Annotated in this window: 21 protein-coding genes and 1 tRNA gene; 9 read left to right on the top strand and 13 right to left on the bottom strand. The window is 57.6% G+C overall.

The window, feature by feature from the left end; all coding sequences use genetic code 11:
* Positions 1–12 precede the first annotated feature (12 nt).
* From rdgB to RMS95_RS03990, 3 genes are all read left to right on the top strand, one after another.
* Positions 13–618 carry an RdgB/HAM1 family non-canonical purine NTP pyrophosphatase gene (gene rdgB, locus RMS95_RS04000; RefSeq protein WP_310643793.1) on the top strand — a complete coding sequence of 202 codons (606 nt, stop codon included), beginning with the start codon at positions 13–15 and terminating at the stop codon, positions 616–618.
* Between the two features lie 10 nt (positions 619–628).
* The gene (hemW, locus tag RMS95_RS03995; protein WP_310643791.1) at positions 629–1,843 is read left to right on the top strand and encodes a radical SAM family heme chaperone HemW; all 1,215 of its coding nucleotides are present in this window, start codon (positions 629–631) and stop codon (positions 1,841–1,843) included.
* Between the two features lie 51 nt (positions 1,844–1,894).
* A tRNA-Ser gene (locus tag RMS95_RS03990) sits at positions 1,895–1,984 on the top strand.
* A 47-nt stretch (positions 1,985–2,031) separates the two neighbouring features.
* On the opposite strand, the gene RMS95_RS03985 is transcribed toward RMS95_RS03990, so the two are convergent.
* Genes RMS95_RS03985 through RMS95_RS03970 form a run of 4 tightly spaced genes read right to left on the bottom strand, consistent with a single transcriptional unit; the run spans position 2,032 to position 5,664 of the window.
* A complete protein-coding gene (locus RMS95_RS03985; protein WP_310643790.1) occupies positions 2,032–2,529 on the bottom strand; it encodes a hypothetical protein in 498 nt (165 codons plus the stop codon).
* A 19-nt stretch (positions 2,530–2,548) separates the two neighbouring features.
* Positions 2,549–3,724 (bottom strand): alpha-hydroxy acid oxidase, encoded by a 1,176-nt coding sequence (locus tag RMS95_RS03980; protein WP_310643788.1) that lies wholly within the window; start codon positions 3,722–3,724, stop codon positions 2,549–2,551.
* Positions 3,721–4,560 carry a DUF2520 domain-containing protein gene (locus tag RMS95_RS03975; RefSeq protein ID WP_310643786.1) on the bottom strand — a complete coding sequence of 280 codons (840 nt, stop codon included), beginning with the start codon at positions 4,558–4,560 and terminating at the stop codon, positions 3,721–3,723. Before RMS95_RS03975 ends, RMS95_RS03980 begins: the two co-directional genes overlap by 4 nt.
* A gap of 15 nt (positions 4,561–4,575) precedes the next feature.
* A complete protein-coding gene (locus RMS95_RS03970) occupies positions 4,576–5,664 on the bottom strand; it encodes a TRAP transporter substrate-binding protein DctP (protein WP_310643784.1) in 1,089 nt (362 codons plus the stop codon).
* 217 nt (positions 5,665–5,881) lie between these two features.
* Between RMS95_RS03970 and RMS95_RS03965 the strand changes: the two genes are divergently transcribed.
* Together RMS95_RS03965 and RMS95_RS03960 are read left to right on the top strand one after the other, a co-directional pair.
* On the top strand, positions 5,882–6,778 hold the full coding sequence (locus RMS95_RS03965; RefSeq protein ID WP_310643782.1) for a recombination-associated protein RdgC: 897 nt from the start codon (positions 5,882–5,884) through the stop codon (positions 6,776–6,778).
* Positions 6,779–6,796: 18 nt separating this feature from the next.
* The gene (locus RMS95_RS03960; protein WP_310643781.1) at positions 6,797–7,117 is read left to right on the top strand and encodes a DUF5710 domain-containing protein; all 321 of its coding nucleotides are present in this window, start codon (positions 6,797–6,799) and stop codon (positions 7,115–7,117) included.
* Between the two features lie 24 nt (positions 7,118–7,141).
* Here RMS95_RS03960 and RMS95_RS03955 read toward each other — a convergent pair whose 3' ends face one another.
* The 8 genes from RMS95_RS03955 to RMS95_RS03920 form a co-directional block, all read right to left on the bottom strand.
* Complete coding sequence (locus RMS95_RS03955; RefSeq protein WP_310643780.1) at positions 7,142–7,525, bottom strand: hypothetical protein; 384 nt, start codon at positions 7,523–7,525, stop codon at positions 7,142–7,144.
* Positions 7,526–7,658: 133 nt separating this feature from the next.
* Positions 7,659–8,972, bottom strand: coding sequence for a citrate synthase (gltA, locus tag RMS95_RS03950; RefSeq protein WP_310643779.1), 1,314 nt, complete (start codon positions 8,970–8,972; stop codon positions 7,659–7,661).
* Positions 8,973–9,022: 50 nt separating this feature from the next.
* On the bottom strand, positions 9,023–9,346 hold the full coding sequence (locus RMS95_RS03945) for a succinate dehydrogenase assembly factor 2 (protein ID WP_310643777.1): 324 nt from the start codon (positions 9,344–9,346) through the stop codon (positions 9,023–9,025).
* 31 nt (positions 9,347–9,377) lie between these two features.
* Positions 9,378–10,082, bottom strand: a complete 705-nt coding sequence (locus RMS95_RS03940; RefSeq protein ID WP_310643776.1) for a succinate dehydrogenase iron-sulfur subunit — start codon at positions 10,080–10,082, stop codon at positions 9,378–9,380.
* Positions 10,083–10,095: 13 nt separating this feature from the next.
* On the bottom strand, positions 10,096–11,892 hold the full coding sequence (sdhA, locus tag RMS95_RS03935) for a succinate dehydrogenase flavoprotein subunit (protein WP_310643774.1): 1,797 nt from the start codon (positions 11,890–11,892) through the stop codon (positions 10,096–10,098).
* Positions 11,893–11,895: 3 nt separating this feature from the next.
* Positions 11,896–12,261, bottom strand: a complete 366-nt coding sequence (sdhD, locus tag RMS95_RS03930) for a succinate dehydrogenase, hydrophobic membrane anchor protein (RefSeq protein WP_310643772.1) — start codon at positions 12,259–12,261, stop codon at positions 11,896–11,898.
* Positions 12,262–12,278: 17 nt separating this feature from the next.
* Entirely contained in the window at positions 12,279–12,710 is a 432-nt protein-coding gene (gene sdhC, locus RMS95_RS03925; RefSeq protein WP_310643770.1) for a succinate dehydrogenase, cytochrome b556 subunit, read from the bottom strand.
* Positions 12,711–12,806: 96 nt separating this feature from the next.
* A complete protein-coding gene (locus RMS95_RS03920; RefSeq protein ID WP_310643895.1) occupies positions 12,807–13,544 on the bottom strand; it encodes a GntR family transcriptional regulator in 738 nt (245 codons plus the stop codon).
* Between the two features lie 219 nt (positions 13,545–13,763).
* On the opposite strand from RMS95_RS03920, the gene RMS95_RS03915 reads away from it, so the two are divergent.
* The 4 genes from RMS95_RS03915 to acnB are packed head-to-tail and all read left to right on the top strand — an operon-like array spanning position 13,764 to position 19,118.
* Positions 13,764–14,750 (top strand): malate dehydrogenase, encoded by a 987-nt coding sequence (locus tag RMS95_RS03915; RefSeq protein WP_310643768.1) that lies wholly within the window; start codon positions 13,764–13,766, stop codon positions 14,748–14,750.
* Between the two features lie 19 nt (positions 14,751–14,769).
* Entirely contained in the window at positions 14,770–15,750 is a 981-nt protein-coding gene (locus RMS95_RS03910) for an aldolase/citrate lyase family protein (protein ID WP_310643766.1), read from the top strand.
* Between the two features lie 13 nt (positions 15,751–15,763).
* A complete protein-coding gene (locus RMS95_RS03905; RefSeq protein ID WP_310643764.1) occupies positions 15,764–16,483 on the top strand; it encodes a hypothetical protein in 720 nt (239 codons plus the stop codon).
* A gap of 43 nt (positions 16,484–16,526) precedes the next feature.
* Entirely contained in the window at positions 16,527–19,118 is a 2,592-nt protein-coding gene (gene acnB, locus RMS95_RS03900) for a bifunctional aconitate hydratase 2/2-methylisocitrate dehydratase (RefSeq protein ID WP_310643763.1), read from the top strand.
* 99 nt (positions 19,119–19,217) lie between these two features.
* Here acnB and yegQ read toward each other — a convergent pair whose 3' ends face one another.
* Positions 19,218–20,585, bottom strand: a complete 1,368-nt coding sequence (yegQ, locus tag RMS95_RS03895; protein WP_310643761.1) for a tRNA 5-hydroxyuridine modification protein YegQ — start codon at positions 20,583–20,585, stop codon at positions 19,218–19,220.
* Between the last annotated feature and the right edge of the window lie 8 nt (positions 20,586–20,593).

Genomic DNA, 20,593 nt, shown 5'->3' with positions numbered 1-20,593 from the left:
ATGACTGCACCGATGAAGCAAATCGTTTTGGCATCCAACAACAAAGGCAAGCTCGCCGAGTTGCAAGCCATGTTTGCGCCGCTGGGTGTCGAACTGGTGCGTCAAGGCGATTTGCACATTGGCGAAGCTGAAGAGCCGTTTCACACCTTTGTAGAAAACGCCTTGGCCAAAGCTCGCCACGCCGCGCGTGAAAGCGGCTTGCCCGCTGTGGCCGACGATGCGGGCCTGTGTGTGGACGCCTTTGGGGGCCTGCCCGGCGTGCAAACCGCGTACTACGCCACCCAGTTTGGCTACGAGAAAAGCGACGACAACAACGTGCGCGCTTTGCTTGAGCAAATGGCCAACATCGACAACCGCCGCGCTGCTTTGGTCAGCACCTTGGTGGCCGTGCGCCACCCCGATGACCCCGAGCCACTCATTGCTGTGGGCCGTGCGGTGGGCGAAATCACCCGTGCGCCTGTGGGCGCAAATGGCTTTGGGTTTGACCCCATCATGTTCATCCCGCGCTTTGGCAAAACCTTTGCCGAGCTGCCCATCGAGGTGAAAAACGCCAACAGCCACCGTGGCCAAGCCGCGCAGCAAATGCTCGCGCTCATGCGTGAACGTTGGTTTGCTTGAAACACTGTCAATGACCCAAGACATCCAACACCTCATGCGCCCCGGCACGCTGTCGCTGAGCAGCTTGCCGCCGCTCTCGCTGTACGTGCATTTGCCTTGGTGCCTCAAGAAGTGCCCGTATTGCGACTTCAACTCGCACGAAGCACAAAGCAGCGTGGGTGGCGAGCTGCCCGAGCAGCGCTACCTCGACGCCCTGTGCGCCGACCTAGAGCACAGCCTGCCCCTCATTTGGGGCCGCAGCGTGCACAGCATCTTCATTGGTGGCGGCACGCCCAGCTTGTTCTCGCCTGCTGCGATTGAGCGGTTGATCAGCGACATGCGGGCGCGTTTGCGCCTAGAGGCCGATTGCGAAATTACGCTAGAGGCGAACCCCGGCACGTTTGAAAAAGACCGCTTTCGCGCCTTCCGCGCCGCAGGCGTGACCCGCTTGTCGGTGGGCGTGCAAAGCTTCAACGACCAACACTTGCAAGCCTTGGGCCGCGTGCACAACCGCGACCAAGCCATTGCCGCGGTCGAAGAAGCACGCGAAGCCTTTGACACCTTCAACCTCGACCTGATGTACGCCTTGCCCGGCCAAACGCTGGCGCAGTTGGACGAAGACCTCGACATGGCTTTGTCCTTGCAGCCCCCGCATTTGTCGGTGTACCACCTCACCATCGAGCCCAACACCGTGTTTGCCAAATTCCCGCCCCAAGTGCCGGAAGACGACGACGCCTACGTCATGCTCGATCGCATCACCGAGCGCACCGCCGCTGTAGGCTTGCACCGCTACGAAGTGTCGGCCTACGCCAAAGACAACCACCGCTGCTGGCACAACACCAACTACTGGCAGTTTGGCGACTACCTAGGCATTGGCGCTGGTGCGCACAGCAAACTCAGTTTTGCCCACCGCGTGCTGCGCCAAGTGCGCAACCGCGATCCACGCTTGTTCATGGACCACGCGCTAGACAGCAACCGCGCAGATCGCGCCGTGGCTCAAAGCACCGAAGTGGCGCGCGCCGAACTGCCGTTTGAGTTCATGCTTAACGCCCTGCGCCTGCGGCATGGCTTTTCGTTGGCCGACTTCACCGACCGCACGGGCTTGCCCGTGACTGCCATTCAGTCAGCCTTGGCAGAGGCCGAAGCCAAAGGCCTGATCACGCGTGACTTTCAGCGCGTGGTGCCCACCGAGCGCGGCTTTGATTTCTTGAGCGATTTGCAATCTTTGTTTTTGCCAGAGGCCTGAAAGCTCAAAACAGGGCAAAGAGCCATTACAATCTCGCCTGAAATTCAACTAGGAAGCGTGGCAGAGCGGTTGAATGCACCGGTCTTGAAAACCGGCGAGGGTGTGAGCCCTCCGTGAGTTCGAATCTCACCGCTTCCGCCAAATACAAAAACGCGCCTCTCAAGGCGCGTTTTTTTTGGTGTGTGTCTTTATCGACCCTTAGCTCGGCAAGCCGCCTGCATATCGCGGTCACTAATAAAACCGCATTGCCCGCTGCCGCCGCCCGTTTCGGCGCGGCACATGGCTTGAAGGTCGCTGTCACGGATAAACCCACACTGGCCGCTTCCTCCACCTGAAGTCGCGCGGCAATAGGCTTGCTGGTCTGGGTTTTGAATAAACCCACATTGCCCAGAGCTGCCAGATGATGCGTTTGATCGGCCTAGGTTGGCGCGACACGCAGCTTGCATGTCGTGGTCACGGATAAAGCTGCATTGGCTGCTGCTACCTCCTGTTTCGGCACGGCAACGTGCTTGCAGGTCGGTGTCTCGAATAAATCCACAGTGGCTAGAGCCGCCTCCGCTGATGGCGCGGCAATAGGCTTGGCGATCTGAGCTTTGGATGAAGCCGCAATTGGAGGGTTGGCCATGGCTGGATAGGGTCCAAAACAAGCAGCTGAGCCATAACAACGATTGCAGCAGCGAAGTCATATACAAAAAAACACAGGCCTCACGCTGAAGCCCGTTCAAATGCGTTACTACGGCTAGAACTCAATTCAACCTGCGCTGTAGAAAAATCCGTCACGCCGCTGAGTTGCATCGCCCGGCGCAACTCATCGATCAAAATTTCAATGGCGCGGTACGCGCCTTGTTCGCCACCCACGCACGCGCCGAGCAGCGCGGCGCGGCCAATGCCCACGGCATCGGCCCCGAGGGCTTTCGCCGTGAGCGCATCGATGCCGCGTCGCACGCCAGAGTCCATGATCAAGATGGTGCGTCCTTGGATGGCGGCGTGAATGGCGGGCACGGCGTCCGCAGCGGCAATGGCGCCGTCAAGTTGACGCCCGCCGTGGTTGGACACCCAAATGCCGTCGATGCCCATCTCGGCCATGCGTGCCGCGTCAGCGGGGTGCTGTACGCCTTTGACCAACAGCTTGCCCCTCCATTGGTCGCGTAAGCGAGCCAAGTCCGACCACTGGTAGCTGGCGTTCAGGCTTTGGCCTACGCGTGCGGCAATGGTCAGACCGGCACCTTCTTCGCCCATGAGACCACGCACGTTTTCAAACTCAGGCAATCCGGCACGTAGCATTTGTAATGCCCAAGCTGGGTGGGTGATGCCTTCCCAAAGGTGCTTGCCTTTGAAACGCAGCGGAATAGAAATGCCGTTGCGCAGATCGCGTTCACGTTTGCCGCCCACGGGCAAGTCAACCGTGACGACCAAGGCTTCATAGCCCGCTGCTTGTGCACGTGCCACTAGCGTGTCGTTGACGCTGGGGTCTTTGAGCACATAGAGTTGAAACCACAAGCGCCCTTGCACGGCATCTGCCATGCGCTCAATGCTGGTGGTCGACATGGTGGATAAAGTGTACGCAATGCCGTGCGCCGAGGCTGCGCGCGCAATCGCAATGTCGGCCTCGGGCCAGCCAAGCACGCAAGAGCCCATAGGACTCACCACAAATGGGGCTGCCCAAGGATGACCAAAGATAGGGGTGGTCAGTTGGGGGTTAGCCACATCGACCAACACACGCGGCACGATGCGGTGGCGGGTGAGCGCGTAGCGGTTGTCTGCCAGCGTGCGTTCGTCTTCGGCTCCGCCGTCGATGAATTCAAACACCGAGGCCGGTAGGCGTCGGCGTGCCAATTCACGCAGGTCGGCGATGGAGAGGGCGCGTTGTAGTCGTGTCATGGTGGCGGCAAGGTGGTGCCAGTTTGTTTGAGCGCGACGGCCAACTCACTCAAGGCGCGGTAGGCTTGCGCCGCGACAGGGTTCCATTGCTCGACCACCGCAGATTGTGCATTCACCACGGCCGTGTCCCCGCGCGCAGCGGGGCCCGTTAAGGCGTGTGTCGGGCCCAAGGCGAGCAGGTTTTCGGTGGTGCTGGTGAGCAGGGCACGATTCAAGGTTTGCATCATTTCGGGCGACACGCCCGCGCTGAGCCAAGCGTCTTGTGCGATGCCTTGCAGCACACCCGTGAAGTTGCTCGAAAACACGGCCGCCGCGTGGTACAGCGCTTTGTGGTCACTGTCGATGTCAAAGCATAGGCCGCCAATGGATGACAAATGCGTGCGCAACCATTCGACCGCCAGCGCCGATCCTTCCAAGGCGCAGGGTGTGCCTGCAAATTGGCGAATGCCAGTTTCAGGGGCTGCAAAGTTCAAGACAGGATGCACGCTGGCGACGTGCCAACCTTGGGCATGCAAAGGCTTCAAGGCTTCGGCACTCAAAAAACCACTGCAATGGAACGCGATGGCTGGTGGTGTGTCGGGCGCCAAAGTGTCGGCCAATTGATGGGCCACGTTGGCAATTTGCGAATCGGGTACAGACAGCATCCACACCTCGGCTGTGCGCATGTTCGCCACATTGGGGGTGGGGTTGCCAGTGCCGAGAAAGCTGGCGGCTTTCTCGGCGCTGGACAGGTTGCGGGAATGGAGGTCTTGAAGCGTGACCTGCTTTTTTTCAAACAACAGGCGCGCGATGGTTTGTCCCACGCGGCCACAGCCAATCACGTTCAAGCGCTTCATGTCTGCGTTCCGTCTTTAGGCTTTGCGCGATGCCATGTAGTTGTCGAATGGCATTTCGCAGAATTGCGACCACATCACTTGCTCGTCGCGGAACTTTGACCACGGGGTGTAAATTTTTTTGAACGCAGGGCTCTTCTCCGACAATTCGGCGTACAGCTCGGTGGCTGCTGTGCTGCACATGTTCAACACGGGCGTTGGGAAACGACGCAATTGCGCACCCCCTGCCACCAAGCGCCGCAAGGCTTGTGGGTTGGTCACGTCGTACTTGGCGGTGGACCACTGGTTGGCCTCTGCTGCAGCCACGCGCAAAGCCGCAGCGTAATCGGGAGGCAAGGCGGCCATGGCTTTGGGGTTGATGAACAACGACAACGTTGCCGCGCCTTCCCACCAGCCGGGGTAGTAGTAATACTTGGCCACTTTGTGCAGCCCCAAGTGTTCGTCGTCTGCTGGGCCCACAAACTCGGCGGCGTCAATCACGCCTTTTTCCAAGGCAGGGTACAAGTCGCCTGCAGCCAATTGCTGGGGCACCACGCCCAGTTTGGACAAGACCATGCCAGCCAAGCCACCCACGCGAAACTTCAAGCCTTTGAGGTCTTCCACGGTTTTGATTTCTTTGCGGTACCAGCCGGCCATTTGTGCGCCAGTGTTGCCGACGGGCAGGTGTTGCACGCCGTAGTTGGAGAAAAATTCGTTCATCAACTCTTGGCCACCGCCCAAATACATCCATGCGTTTTGGCCCCGTGCGTTCAGGCCAAACGGAAGCGCGGTTGCAAACCCAAAAGCGGGGTCTTTGCCGATGTAGAAGTAGCTCGCGCTATGGCCGGCTTCGACCGAGCCACCTTGCACGGCATCAAACACTTGCAGCGCTGGCATCAACTCTCCCGCAGGGTGCATGCTGATTTTGAAGCGGTTGTCCGTCAACTCGGCCACACGTTTGCACATGTTGTCGACAGCACCGTAAATCGTGTCTAACGACTTGGGGTAGCTTGATGCTAAGCGCCAACGGATCTCAGGGCGGCTCGATTGCGCGATGGCCGGTGCGGCCAGCGTGGAGGCTATGCCGCCGACAAGGCCTGCATGGGTGACAAATTTTCTGCGTTGCATGAGGTCGTCTCCTTCTTGTGTGGGTGCGATGTTGAGATGCGCTTAGAAATACTAGCGGTATTGCTTTTGCGTGTTAGTCACCTAAAGCGCAAAAGAACTTTTGAGTGAGATCAACTCTGAGCCTCGATCGGGCTGGTTAAAATGAAATCAACTTCCAAAGCCAACTCTTGCGGTTGGCTTTTTTATTTCGGCAGCTGCCGAAAAGCAAAGGCGACCCGTGTTCAAAAATGTGATGGTGTATCGAATCGGTGAGGGCTGGAACCCCACCCTAGAACAAATCGAACAAGCGCTAGATGCCGAGCGTTTTGTGCCTTGTGGCGCGAGCCAAGAAAAGGCTGTGGGTTGGATCGAACCGCGTGGCGAAGCACACGGACCGCTGGTCGAGGCGGTGAGCGGTCAGCGCATTCTCAAGCTGAAAGTGGAAACCAAGAGCGTGCCAGGCTCGGTGGTCACACGCAAGGCCAAAGAGCGCAGCGCTCACATCGAGGCCACGACGGGCCGTAAGCCGGGCAAGAAGGAGATGAAGGAGATCAAAGACGACGTCAAGATGTCTTTAATGCCGATGGCCTTCACCAAAGAGTCGTCCGTGCTGGTGTGGATTGACCCAGCCACCAATTTGATGGTGATGGACGCAGGCAGCCAAGGCAAGGCCGATGAAGTCGTCACGATGTTGGTGAAGTCTTTGGCGGGGTTGAGTGTGACTTTGCTCAATACCGAGATGTCACCGCAGGCTGCCATGTCACAGTGGCTCATCACGCAAGAGCCACCCGCTGGCTTCACGGTGGACCGTGAGTGCGAATTGAAGGCGGCGGACGAGTCGAAGTCGGTGGTCCGTTACGTACGCCACCCGCTCGACACGGAAGAGGTGAAGCAATACGTGGAAGGCGGCAAATTGCCCACACGCTTGGCGTTGACGTGGGACAGCCGCGTGTCCTTTGTGTTGACCGAAGCGTTGCAGCTCAAGAAGCTGGCCTTTTTGGAGGTGGTGTTTGAAGCCACGTCGACAGAAAAAGACGAAGGCTTTGACGCCGATGTGGCCATCGCCACGGGCGAGTTGCGCAAGTTGCTGCCCGAGCTGTTGGACGCCTTAAGCGGTGAAGTGGTGCTGGGCTAAAGCTTGGGGCATTCACATATGAGAATTAACTTAGTCACTCCCTTTGCTGAAAAAGACGCCGTGAAGGCGTTGGGCGCTCGCTGGGATGCCACGAAAAAAGTTTGGTACATCGTGAACGTGGAAGACCTGTCGCCTTTCATGCGCTGGATTCCCGATTTGGCGTCGGCACAAGATGTATCCGGCTTAGCGCCTACGCAGCCCGCAGCGAAGGCGCGAAGCGCCTCAACACAGAAGGCCAAGCCTGTGGCTGCATCCTCGCCTGCCGTTCAGATCCCGCATTGCGGCTGTGCCGTACTGCCTTGGGAGCATTGCGCGCATTCGCTGGCCAAGGCGCCATAAGGCGCTCAAGCCCTTCCGCCTTGCTTAGTCGGTGATGCGTTCGGCGGCCAAGCGGCGTGCGCGTGGGTCCACGTAGTACCCCCCAAACTCGGTGTAGCGCAGCGCGTGTTGCTGACATTTGCCGCAGACATGGACATCGCATCGGTTGTACGGAAAAAACTTCAAGGCCACAGGCGCATCGGCTGAGTCGTAGCGGGTGCCATTCGGATGCTGCTCTTCAAAGGTCGGCTCGTACACATCGGGGTCACGCAGGGTGGCCACGCGTTGCATCTGTTGTGCAGGCCATACGGCCTCGCTGACACTCTCCCAGCCTGCACAGTGTTGCAGGCTGCATTGGCAGGGGGTGTGGGGTTGGTTGGCCAGTTGGCGCAGGGCCTCGGGGGTATTTAGAAACGGTACAGAACTCATAGCGCGAGAGCCTACCACTGCCCAAGGTTTGACTGTGCACCGACGTGAAAAAGCCCCGATATTCAGCGTGAACAGCGGGGCCTTGGATACCGTCAATATGTCGCGCACATGTCGCGACACCGGATGGTTGCAATTACTTGCGTGTGGCCAATGGCTCGACGTTGCGGTGAGCAGAGCCTGTGAACAACTGACGTGGACGGCCGATTTTGTACTCGGGGTCGCTGATCATTTCGTTCAACTGAGCGATCCAGCCCACGGTACGAGCCAAGGCAAAGATGCCGGTGAACAAGTTCACGGGAATGCCGATGGCGCGCTGCACGATGCCAGAGTAGAAGTCGACGTTGGGGTAGAGCTTGCGGCTGACGAAGTATTCGTCTTCCAAAGCGATCTTTTCCAAGGCCTTGGCCAGCTTGAACAAGGGGTCGTTCTCGAGGCCGAGTTCTTTCAACACTTCATCGCACGTTTCTTGCATCAACTTGGCGCGTGGGTCGTAGTTTTTGTAAACGCGGTGACCAAAGCCCATGAGCTTGACGCCAGAGTTCTTGTCTTTGACCTTTTCCATGAACTCGCCCACTTTAGAGACGCCGCCCATGGCTTGGATTTCTTCCAACATGTTCAAGCAAGCTTCGTTGGCGCCGCCGTGTGCGGGGCCCCACAAGCAGGCCACGCCCGCAGCGATGGCTGCGAAGGGGTTGGTGCCTGACGAGCCGCACAAACGCACAGTCGATGTCGACGCGTTTTGCTCGTGGTCTGCGTGCAAAGTGAAGATGCGGTCCATGGCGCGCTCGAGCACGGGGTTGACCACGTATTCTTCGCAAGGTGTGCCGAACATCATGCGCAAGAAGTTACCTGCATAGCTCAGGTTGTTCTGTGGGTACATGTAAGGCTGGCCTACGCCGTATTTGTAGGCCATGGCCACGAGCGTTGGCATCTTGGCGATCAAGCGGATCGCGGCGATTTCGCGGTGCTCTGGATTGTTGATGTCGGTGCTGTCATGGTAGAAGGCCGACAAAGCGCCCACCAAGCCTGTCAACACAGCCATAGGGTGTGCATCACGGCGGAAGCCACGCAAGAAGAATTGCATTTGCTCGTTGACCATGGTGTGGTTGGTCACGGTGTTTTCGAACTCAGCTTTTTGGGCGGCGTTGGGCAATTCGCCCTTCAACAACAAGTAGCAAGTTTCGAGGTAGTCGCAGTTGGTGGCGAGTTGTTCGATGGGGTAGCCGCGGTACAGCAACTCACCTTTGTCGCCGTCGATGTAGGTGATGCCCGATTGGCAAGACGCTGTAGACAAGAAGCCTGGGTCGTAAGTGAACATGCCAGTTTGGCCGTACAACTTACGGATGTCGATCACGTCAGGACCGACGCTGCCGCTGTACACGGGCATGTCGATGCTGGGGCTGCCGTTGCTGAACGACAGGGTTGCTTTGTTATCTGCAAGTTTCATGGTGTTTTCCTAAATTTCTTTTGAAAGCGTGACTTCGTTTCAGGGATCGGTCAGTGACGCAACATCTGAAGCACGTTGACGGCATCTGCTGACAGTGGTGCATCGGGCAACTCTTTGCGTTTCAACAAAATGTCGAGCAAGTCGTTGTCAGACAGGTCCATCAGTTCGTACATGCCGCGTGCGTGTCCCACAGTTAAGCGAGATTCGTGCCGTTGAAAGAAGCGTTGGATGAACAAGTCGTTCTCCAGCAAACCGCGTCGGCTGCGCCAATGCAGTTTGCTGAGGGCGCGTTCACCCAAGGGCAGCTGGCCATCAAGGCCATTGAGCTGCTCATCGCCGACTGACGTGTCACGAAATGGTGCGCTAGCGTCCATCCTGGTGCTCTGTGTGATGCGTTGCCTCGCCTTAGACGGCGCGGCGAACCATCATTTCTTTGATCTTGCCGATGGCCTTGGTGGGGTTCAAACCCTTGGGGCACACATCGACGCAGTTCATGATGGTGTGGCAACGGAACAGACGGTAGGGGTCTTCCAAGTTGTCCAAACGGCCAGCGGTGTCTTGGTCGCGGCTATCGGCAATGAAGCGATAGGCTTGCAACAAACCAGCGGGGCCCACGAACTTGTCGGGGTTCCACCAAAACGATGGGCAGCTGGTGGAGCAGCTGGCGCACAAGATGCACTCGTACAAGCCGTTCAACTCATCGCGCTCTTCGGGCGACTGCAGGCGCTCTTTTTCGGGCACTTGTGTGTCGTTGACCAAGTAGGGCTTGATGGAGTGGTATTGCTTGAAGAACTGAGTCATGTCCACGATCAAATCGCGGATGACAGGCAGGCCTGGCAGCGGCTTCAACACGATCACGCCGGGGAGGGTGCGCATGTTGGTCAAGCAGGCCAGACCGTTTTTGCCGTTGATGTTCATCGCGTCTGAACCGCACACGCCTTCACGGCATGAGCGACGGAACGAAATGGTGGGGTCGACGGCTTTGAGTTTCATCAAAGCATCCAAGAGCATGCGCTCGTTGCCATCCAATTCGACCTCGATGGTCTGCATGTACGGCTTGGCGTCGGTGTCTGGGTCGTAGCGATAAATTTGGAACGTGCGTTTTGTCATGGTGTTTGCCTGATCAGAAAGTACGGGTCTGGAGCTTGACGCTCTCGACGGTCAATGGCTTCATTTGCACGGGCTTGTAAGTCAGCTGGTTGCCTTCTTTGTGCCACAGCGTGTGCTTGTGCCAATCTTGGTCGTTACGACCGTTGGGGTGCTCAGGCGTGTCACCGTAATCGTTCACGGTGTGTGCGCCACGGCTTTCGTGACGTGCGGCAGCCGACACGATGGTGGCTTGGGCCGCTTCGATCAAGTTTTCAACTTCCAACGCTTCGATGCGCGCGGTGTTGAACACCTTGGAGTTGTCTTTCAAGCCGATGTTGGCCACGCGCTCGCGCAGGGCCGCGATTTGCTTGACGCCTTCGTCCATCAACGCCTGTGTGCGGAACACGCTGGCGTGTTGCTGCATGGTGTCGCGGATGTCGTTGGCCACGTCTTGTGCGTATTCGCCTGTGGTGTTGGCGTCCAAACGGGCCAAGCGAGCCAAGGTCACGTCCGCTGCATTTTCAGGTAGTGGCTTGTGTGTTTTGACTTTGTTGTTGAATTCAACAATGTGGTTGCCCGCAGCGCGGCCAAACACCAACAAGTCGAGCAAGGAGTTGGTGCCCAAGCGGTTGGCGCCGTGCACCGACACGCAAGAGCATTCGCCCACAGCGTACAAACCGTTCACCACCACGCTTTCGTTGTTGGCGTTTTGCGTCACAACTTGGCCGTTGATGTTGGTCGGGATGCCGCCCATTTGGTAATGGATGGTGGGAATCACGGGGATCGGCTCTTTGGTGATGTCGACGTTGGCAAAGTTGTGGCCAATTTCGAACACCGAAGGCAAACGCTTCATGATGGTGTCAGCGCCCAAGTGGGTCATGTCGAGGTTGATGTAATCCTTGTTTGGACCGCAGCCGCGACCTTCTTTGATTTCTTGGTCCATACAACGTGACACGTAGTCGCGTGGGGCCAAGTCTTTGTAGGCGGGGGCATAACGCTCCATGAAGCGCTCGCCATTGCAGTTACGCAAGATAGCGCCTTCGCCACGGCAACCTTCGGTCAACAACACGCCAGCACCGGCCACGCCAGTGGGGTGGAATTGCCAGAATTCCATGTCTTCGAGCGGGATGCCAGCGCGTGCTGCCATGCCCAAGCCGTCGCCGGTGTTGATGAACGCGTTGGTCGAGGCTGCAAAGATGCGGCCAGCGCCACCGGTGGCGAGCATCGTGGTTTTGGCTTCCAAGATGTACAACTCACCCGTTTCCATTTCGAGGGCTGTCACGCCAACGACATCACCCGCGTCGTCGCGGATCAAGTCGAGCGCCATCCATTCCACGAAGAACGTGGTTTTGGCCGCGACGTTTTGTTGGTACAGAGTGTGCAACATGGCGTGACCGGTACGGTCAGCCGCGGCACAAGCACGTTCCACAGCCTTTTCGCCGTAGTTGGCGGTGTGGCCGCCGAAGGGGCGTTGGTAAATGGTGCCGTCTGGGTTACGGTCGAAAGGCATGCCCATGTGCTCCAAGTCGTACACGACTTTGGGGGCTTCACGGCACATGTATTCGATCGCGTCTTGGTCGCCCAGCCAGTCGGAGCCTTTGACGGTGTCGTAGAAGTGGTAGTGCCAGTTGTCTTCGTTCATGTTGCCCAAAGAGGCACCAATGCCGCCCTGTGCGGCGACCGTGTGTGAACGTGTAGGGAACACTTTAGAGAGCACAGCCACGTTGAGACCCGCACGGGCGAGTTGCAACGAGGCGCGCATGCCAGAGCCACCGGCACCGACGATGACCACATCAAATTTACGACGGGGAATTGAACTTTTTGCTGTCATGACTTAGAGCCTCCAGAGAACCTGAATGGCCCAGCCGAGACACGACACCAGCCAAACCATAGTGAAAACTTGCAGGAACAAACGCACAGCCACAGGCTTGACGTAGTCCATCCAAATATCGCGAACGCCGACCCACACATGGAGGGTCAAGGCGATGAACACGGAGAAGGTCAGTGCCTTCATCCATTGGGTGCTGAAAATGCCAGCCCACTTGTCATAACCAATCTCACCACTGGTGAGCAGCACTTGGGCCAGCACCACCACGGTGAACAACACAATCAGCGCAGCGGTCACGCGTTGGGCCAACCAATCGCGTAAACCGTAATGCGCGCCCACGACGACGCGCTTTGAACCGTAATTGACGGACATCTTTTAGCTCCTAGAAATCAGTAAAGGCCAAACAGCTTGGCGCCCAGAGCGGCGGTCAGGCCCAAGCTCAGCACCAAGGTGACGACGGCGGATGACTTGCCGAACTCTTTGCTCACAGCGTGGCAAGCGTCCATGTACAAGTGGCGCAAGCCAGCGATCAAGTGGTGCAGGTAAGCCCAAATGATGGCCAAGGCAACCAATTTCACGAGGAAACCGGGCACAAAGCCCAAGCCCACGTTGAAGGCGGCGGTGAACTTGGCAAACGAAATCTCGGAGGACACAGAGCTGTCAAACATCCAAACGATGAATGGCAACAACAGGAACATGATCAGGCCGCTGATGCGGTGCAAGATCGAGACAATTCCCGCCGCAGGAAGGCGGTAGGTGGGCAGGTCAGTGAACGCATTGATGTTGCGGAACTCTGGCCGCTTTTTGGCAAGCTCGGTCATGGGTGAGGGTCTTTCTTCGGGTTTATCAGCGGGTGAAAACAACTTTTCATTCTATTTCTATTTCATCGCATCAAGCTGACATGAGGGTTTCATGGGTCAGCTCAGGGCGTTTCGGTAGTGATGGGTGTCTGTGCGGTAAAGGCCGCGGCGTAGCTCCATGGGGGTGTCGTTGTAGGTGTAGGCCACGCGTTCCACGCTCAACAAGGGCGCGGTGACGGGCACGTGAAGCAGTTGGGCTTGTTCGGCATCAGGGTTGACGGCTCGGATGGTTTCGTCGGCACGCACCATGCGCACGCCAAATTCGGTCTCAAACAGCGCATACATGGGGCCGTGGTAGTCGCTCAGGCGCTCAGCGGTGAGGCCTTTGAAGGGCGTGCCTGGCAACCAGAGGTCTTCCAAAATCGTGGGGACGCCTGAAAACGCGAGCACACGACGCACCTGCAAAACAGGATCGCCACTGCGCAAGCTCAGCGCACGGGCTACTTCTGCACTGGCGCGCAGCCGTTTGCAGTCAATGATGGTGCGTTCGGCAGGGCCTTCGCTTTGCACGTTGCCACTGTCGGGTTGCAGCTTCAAGAACCGATATTGCACCTGTTGCTCAGCATGGGTGGCCACAAACGTGCCTTTGCCTTGGCGACGCACCACCAAGTTTTCGGCGGAAAGTTCGTCAATCGCTTTGCGCACGGTGCCTTGGCTGACTCGGAAACGGGCTGCCAAGTCCATTTCGCTGGGAATGGCTTCCCCAGGTTTCCACTCGCCAGACTGCAAACTTTGCAGAATGAGTCCTTTGATTTGTTGGTAAAGCGGACTGAAAGCTGGCGTCAAACCGCCCATGCCAGACGCGTCGGCACCCAACAGGGGCGCCGAAGTGGCGTTGGTAAATAGGGAGGAGGGAAGCGTAGCCATCAAGGTCGAGTCAAAAAGGGAAGGGGCGTCAGGTCGTTGTCAACCTCTGATCATATCTTCTATAAGACATAAGACAGGTGCTTTCGAGGGTTTTCGAGGGTAAACTTGGTCGACATTCTTTTTTAATCACTACTTGGAGTTTTTCTCATGAGCAAGAAGCCTGTTCGCGTTGCCGTCACTGGCGCAGCTGGTCAAATTGGTTACGCCCTGTTGTTCCGCATCGCCTCGGGCGAAATGCTGGGTAAAGACCAGCCCGTGATCTTGCAACTGTTGGAAATCCCTGACGAGCGCGCTCAAAAAGCCCTCAAGGGCGTGATGATGGAATTGGAAGACTGCGCATTCCCATTGCTCGCCGGCATGGAAGCGCACGCTGACCCCATGACTGCATTCAAAGACACCGACTACGCTTTGTTGGTCGGTTCACGTCCACGTGGCCCAGGCATGGAGCGCGCTGAGTTGCTCGCCATCAACGGCGCCATCTTCACAGCACAAGGTAAAGCTTTGAACGCTGTGGCTTCACGCGACGTGAAAGTTTTGGTCGTCGGCAACCCCGCTAACACCAACGCTTACATCGCCATGAAGTCGGCTCCTGACTTGAAGCCAGGCAACTTCACCGCCATGTTGCGTTTGGACCACAACCGCGCTGCTTCGCAAATCGCTGCGAAAACAGGCAAGGCCGTGGCCGACATCGAGAAATTGACCGTTTGGGGCAACCACTCACCCACCATGTACGCTGACTACCGTTTCGCCACCATCAAGGGCGAGTCTGTCAAGGACATGATCAATGACCAAGAGTGGAACGCCAACGTGTTCTTGCCAACCGTGGGCAAGCGCGGCGCTGCCATCATCGAAGCCCGTGGCCTGTCTTCGGCTGCTTCGGCTGCCAACGCTGCCATCGACCACATGCGCGACTGGGCCTTGGGCACCAACGGCAAGTGGGTCACCATGGGTATCCCATCGCAAGGCTGGTACGGCATTCCTAAAGACGTCATGTTCGGCTTCCCCGTCACTTGCGAAAACGGCGAATACAAAGTCGTCGAAGGCTTGGCCATCGACGCGTTCAGCCAAGCTTGCATCGACAAGACGTTGAAAGAGTTGACCGACGAGCAAGCTGGCGTGGCCCACTTGGTCTAATTCTCAACAGAGAAACGTGATGAGCCATCCGCGCGACGTTCTGCTGGGAGCACAGGCTTCGGGAGCTTTGCTTCCTGTCTGTGACCATTACAGCGGTGTCGACGTGCGGATGCGCAAAAGCTTGCAATTGCAAGCCGAGATGACGCAAGAGTTTGGAACCTGCGTCTTCGATGTCACCTTAGATTGTGAAGACGGCGCCCCTGTGGGTGGCGAGGCAGAGCATGCCGCGCTGGTCACAGAGTTGGCGCTGGCTGCCGCGCCCCAAGCCCGTGTGGCTGTGCGTGTGCACCCCGTTGATCACCCCAGTTTTGATGCAGACATTGCCGCCATTGCAGGCAAAGCTGCCCATCGCTTGACGCACATCATGGTGCCTAAGGTGGAATCGGTCGCCGACGTTGTGCGCGCCGAGCAAGCCTTGAACCAAGCCGGTGCCCCTGATCTACCGCTGCATGTGCTGATTGAATCGCCAGCAGCTGTTCACCGTGCCTTTGACATTGCTGCGCACAACCGCGTGCAATCGCTCAGTTTCGGTTTGATGGATTTTGTGTCGGCCCATGGCGGCGCAATTCCTGCCGGCGGCATGTCTTCTGCCGGACAGTTCACCCATCCTTTGGTGCTGCGTGCCAAACTCGAGATCGCCAGCGCTTGTCACGCGCATGGCAAAGTGCCTTCACATTGTGTGGTCACTGAGTTCAACGACACCCAGGCCATGCGTGCCGCCGCCGAGCGTGCGGCCCATGAGTTGGGTTACACCCGCATGTGGAGCATTCACCCCGCGCAAATTCGCCCAATTTTGGAGGCGATGTCTCCTAAAGCGGCAGACATCGAAGCGGCCAGCGAGATCGTGTTGGCGGCCCAGGACGCTGATTGGGCGCCGATCAGCCACCGTGGTCAGTTGCATGACCGCGCCAGTTACCGTTTCTTTTGGCAAGTGTTGGAACGTGCGCACCGCACAGGCCGTCATTTACCCGCTGAAATCCAACGATTTTTTGAAAACTAATTCGGAGGTGTTCATGCGTTATTTGTATGCAGGAATATTGGGTTGTTTGTGTTCGAGCTTGGCGTGGGCTGCCGTTGACGATGCGCCCGCCAAAAACAAAACACAGCAACACGCCCATGTCCAAAAAATGGCCAAAGCGAACGCCAAAGCAGCCCCTAAGCTGTCGCCTGCTGAATTGGCAAACTTAGCCACCCAAAACGAAATTGCACAAAGACGTGCCGCGCTCGCCGCATCAGCGGCCGCTGCCACGACCATGCCCACTGTTGCGGCGCCACAAGCCATGGCGCCTTCTTTGGCTGCGGTCGTGCCCGCTGCCAAGCCTGCCCCTGCTGCGCCCATGCCCGCCACGGCGTCAGCTGAACCCGCAGCCATGCCCGTTTCGCAAGCGGCGGTGACGAACGATGTTCACGTGGGTCGCATGGTGTGCGAGTTGGGCAACGCGGTGTCTGTCACGCCTGACGCCAGCCAGCCAGGTAGCTACTGGGTGCAAATGCGCCAACACCGCTTTCACATGACGCCTGTCACCACCACCACGGGCGCTGTGCGTTTGGAAGATACCCATGCGGGCGCCATGTGGCTGCAGTTGCCTCATAAATCGATGCTGATGAACAGCAAGCTGGGTCAACGCATGGCCGATGAGTGCCAAAGCGCCCACCAGCTCGACGTGGCCACACGCATGAAGTCTGGCCCACCTTCGACCTTGTTGGATGGCCCCAGCTTCGCCAAAAAATAAGCCCCCCCATTTCCTTTTTGATTTGATAGACCGGAGAAAAACCATGTTGAAAGCCTACCGTGACCACGTAGCCGAGCGCGCAGCGCTGGGTATTCCCCCGCTGCCTTTGGATGCCAAGCAAACAGCTGAATTGATCGAGTTGATCAAAGCGCCTGCTGCGGGTGAAGAAGCGTTTTTGATGGACTTGTTGACGCACCGTGTGCCACCAGGCGTGGACGATGCCGCCAAAGTCAAAGCTTCTTTCTTGGCCGCTGTGGCTCACGGTGAGTTGAAAGTCGCGTTGATCTCCAAAGCCAAAGCCACCGAGTTGCTGGGCACCATGGTGGGTGGCTACAACGTGCACCCTCTGATCGAATTGCTCGACGACGCTGAAGTGGCCGCTGTGGCCGCTGAAGCCTTGAAGAAAACTCTGTTGATGTTCGACTTTTTCAACGACGTCGCTGAAAAAGCCAAGGCTGGCAATGCCAAGGCCAAAGAAGTCATGCAAAGCTGGGCCGACGCCGAGTGGTTCACCACACGTCCTGAAGTCGAGAAAAAAATCACCATCACCGTGTTCAAGGTGCCTGGCGAAACCAACACCGACGACTTGTCGCCAGCGCCTGACGCATGGAGCCGTCCAGACATCCCATTGCACTACTTGGCGATGTTGAAAAACACCCGCGAAGGCGCAGCGTTCAAGCCTGAAGAAGACGGCAAGCGCGGCCCCATGGCCATGATCGAAGAGCTGAAGAAAAAAGGCCATTTGGTCTCTTACGTTGGCGACGTGGTCGGCACAGGCTCTTCACGCAAGTCAGCCACCAACAGCATCATTTGGGGCTTTGGTGAAGACATTCCGTTTGTGCCTAACAAGCGTTTCGGCGGCGTGACGTTGGGCGGCAAGATTGCCCCCATCTTCTTCAACACCCAAGAAGACTCTGGCGCTTTGCCGATCGAAGTGGACGTGACCCAACTCGAAATGGGTGACGTGGTTGACGTGTTGCCCTATGACGGCAAGATCGTGAAGAACGGCGAAACCATCACCACCTTCCAGCTCAAGAGCGATGTGCTGTTTGACGAAGTGCGCGCCGGTGGCCGTATCAACTTGATCATCGGTCGCAGCTTGACCGCCAAGGCTCGCGAGTTCTTGGGCCTGCCAGCCTCGACCGTGTTCCGTTTGCCTACTGCCCCTATCAGCACCAAAGCTGGCTTCACGCTGGCTCAAAAAATGGTCGGTCGTGCAGTTGGTTTGCCAGAAGGCCAAGGCGTTCGCCCTGGCACTTACTGCGAACCCAAGATGACCACCGTGGGTTCACAAGACACCACAGGCCCCATGACACGCGACGAGTTGAAAGACTTGGCTTGCTTGGGCTTCTCGGCTGACATGGTCATGCAATCGTTCTGCCACACCGCCGCTTACCCCAAGTCGGTGGACGTGAAGACACACCGCGAATTGCCAGCCTTCATCAGCAACCGTGGCGGCGTGGCATTGCGCCCAGGCGATGGTGTGATTCACTCTTGGTTGAACCGTTTGTTGTTGCCTGACACTGTTGGTACAGGCGGCGACTCACACACACGTTTCCCCATTGGTATCAGTTTCCCAGCTGGTTCTGGCTTGGTGGCGTTCGGCGCTGCGACTGGCGTGATGCCTTTGGACATGCCTGAGTCTATTCTTGTGCGCTTCAAAGGCGACATGCAACCTGGCGTGACCTTGCGCGACTTGGTGCACGCCATTCCGCTGTACGCGATCAAGCAAGGTTTGTTGACTGTGGCTAAGGCCGGCAAGATCAACGAATTCTCTGGCCGCATCTTAGAAATCGAAGGCTTGCCCAACCTCAAAGTGGAACAAGCGTTTGAATTGTCTGATGCGTCTGCCGAGCGTTCTGCGGCCGGTTGCACGATCAAGCTCAACAAAGAGCCCGTGCAGGAATACCTGAAGTCCAACGTGGTTCTGATGAAGAACATGATTGCCGATGGCTATGCCGACGCACGCACCTTGGCTCGCCGCATCGAGAAGGTGGAGCAATGGTTGGCCGCGCCTAACCTGCTTGAAGCCGACAAAGACGCCGAGTACGCACACGTCATCGACATCGATTTGGCCGACATCAAAGAGCCCATCGTGTGCTGCCCGAACGATCCTGATGACGCCAAGTTCTTGTCCGAAGTGTCTGGCACCAAGATCGATGAAGCCTTCATCGGTTCTTGCATGACCAACATCGGTCACTTCCGCGCAGCTGCCAAGCTGCTCGGTGGCCAGCGCGACATTCCCGTCAAGCTGTGGGTGGCACCTCCAACGAAGATGGACGAGAGCGAGCTGATCAAAGAAGGCCACTACGCTGCCTTCGGCACAGCTGGTGCGCGCACTGAAATGCCAGGCTGCTCGTTGTGCATGGGTAACCAAGCACAAGTGCGTGAAGGCGCGACGGTGGTGTCTACCTCCACACGTAACTTCCCCAACCGTTTGGGCAAGAACACCAACGTGTACTTGGCTTCTGCCGAGTTGGCTGCCATCACCTCGAAGATGGGCAAGTTCCCCACCGTGGCCGAATACCACGAAGCCATGGGTGTGGTGAACAGCGACGGCGAAGCCATCTACAAGTACTTGAACTTCAACCAGATCGACGAGTACGTTGAAACTGCCAAAGGCGTGACCGCATAAGCTGTCTGCGTCTTGACCCAGCACCTCGGTGCTGGGTGATCAAACAAAACCCCGCAAAGTGCGAACCTTGCGGGGTTTTTGTTTGGTGCGTTGTGTGGCTTAGAACATGCGCGCCAACAAGCCGCCTTCAGCCGGTCCGTCCACCGGAATCCACACATGCGTGGGACTGCCTGCGGCCACGTCGATGGACGCGCCGTTTTTGTCTTTCATTTGCTCAAGCTTCACCTTGCGGTTGCCGCTGGGGTGAATGATTTCAATCGTGTCGCCCACTGAGAATTTGTTTTTGGTTTCAATCTCAGCCCAGCCGTCATTCACGCCGCGCACTTCACCCACAAACTGGCTGCGGTGGGCGATGGAGTGTCCGGTTTCGTAGTTTTGGTAGTCGTTGGCAGGGCGGCGATCCATCAGGCCCGCGGTGTAGCCACGGTTGGCCAAGCCTTCGAGTTCGGTGATCAGCTCGGGGTTGAACGGGCTGCCCGCCACAGCATCGTCAATCGCGCGGCGATACACCTGCGCGGTGCGGCTCACGTAATACAAGCTCTTGGTGCGGCCTTCGATTTTGAGTGAGTCCACGCCAATTTTGGTGAGGCGCTCCACATATTCCACAGCGCGCAAGTCTTTGCTGTTCATGATGTAGGTGCCGTGCTCGTCTTCCATGATGGGCATGAGTTGGCCAGGGCGGCCTTTTTCTTCGAGCAAGTAAATGTGGTCGGCCGCAGGGTGGCGCTCGCCGTTGCCGCACGACGAGAAGCTGGCTTCGGCTTCTTGTTGCGACTTGGCAAAGTCAAAGTCGCCTTCCATGGGAATGGCCATGGCTTCGCCGGTGTTGGGGTCGGTGGCGCTGGCTTGTGTGCCATAGCTCCAGCGGCAGGCGTTGGTACAAGTGCCTTGGTTGGGGTCGCGGCGGTTGAAGTAGCCCGACAACAAACAACGGCCTGAGTAGGCAATGCACAACGCGCCGTGCACGAATACTTCAAGTTCCATGTCGGGACACTCTTGGCGAATTTTTTCAATCTCGTCAAAGCTAAGCTCGCGCGACAAGATGATGCGCTTCACGCCCACGTTTTGCCAAAACTTCACCGCCGCCCAGTTGACCGTGTTGGCTTGTACCGAGAGGTGAATGTCCACCTCGGGCCACTTCTCACGCACCATCATGATGAGGCCGGGGTCGGCCATGATGAGGGCGTCGGGCTTCATCGCGATGATGGGCTCGATGTCACGCAAATACGTGCGCACCTTGTCGTTGTGCGGCAGCAAGTTGCTGGTCAAAAAGAATTTTTTACCGCGGGCATGGGCTTCGGCAATGCCGATGCCAATTTGCTCAAGACGGAACTCGTTGTTGCGCGCGCGCAAGCTGTAGCGGGGTTGGCCGGCATACACGGCGTCAGCGCCGAAGTCGTAAGCGGCGCGCATTTTGTCGAGCGAGCCGGCAGGCAAAAGAAGTTCAGGTGCTTTGAGAGTGGTCATGGGATGTG

The sequence above is a fragment of the Limnohabitans sp. genome (assembly GCF_031539175.1).
GTDB lineage: Bacteria > Pseudomonadota > Gammaproteobacteria > Burkholderiales > Burkholderiaceae_C > Limnohabitans.
The sequence above is the reverse complement of the archived record's forward strand: the minus strand, read 5'-3'. Positions and strand labels throughout refer to the sequence as shown.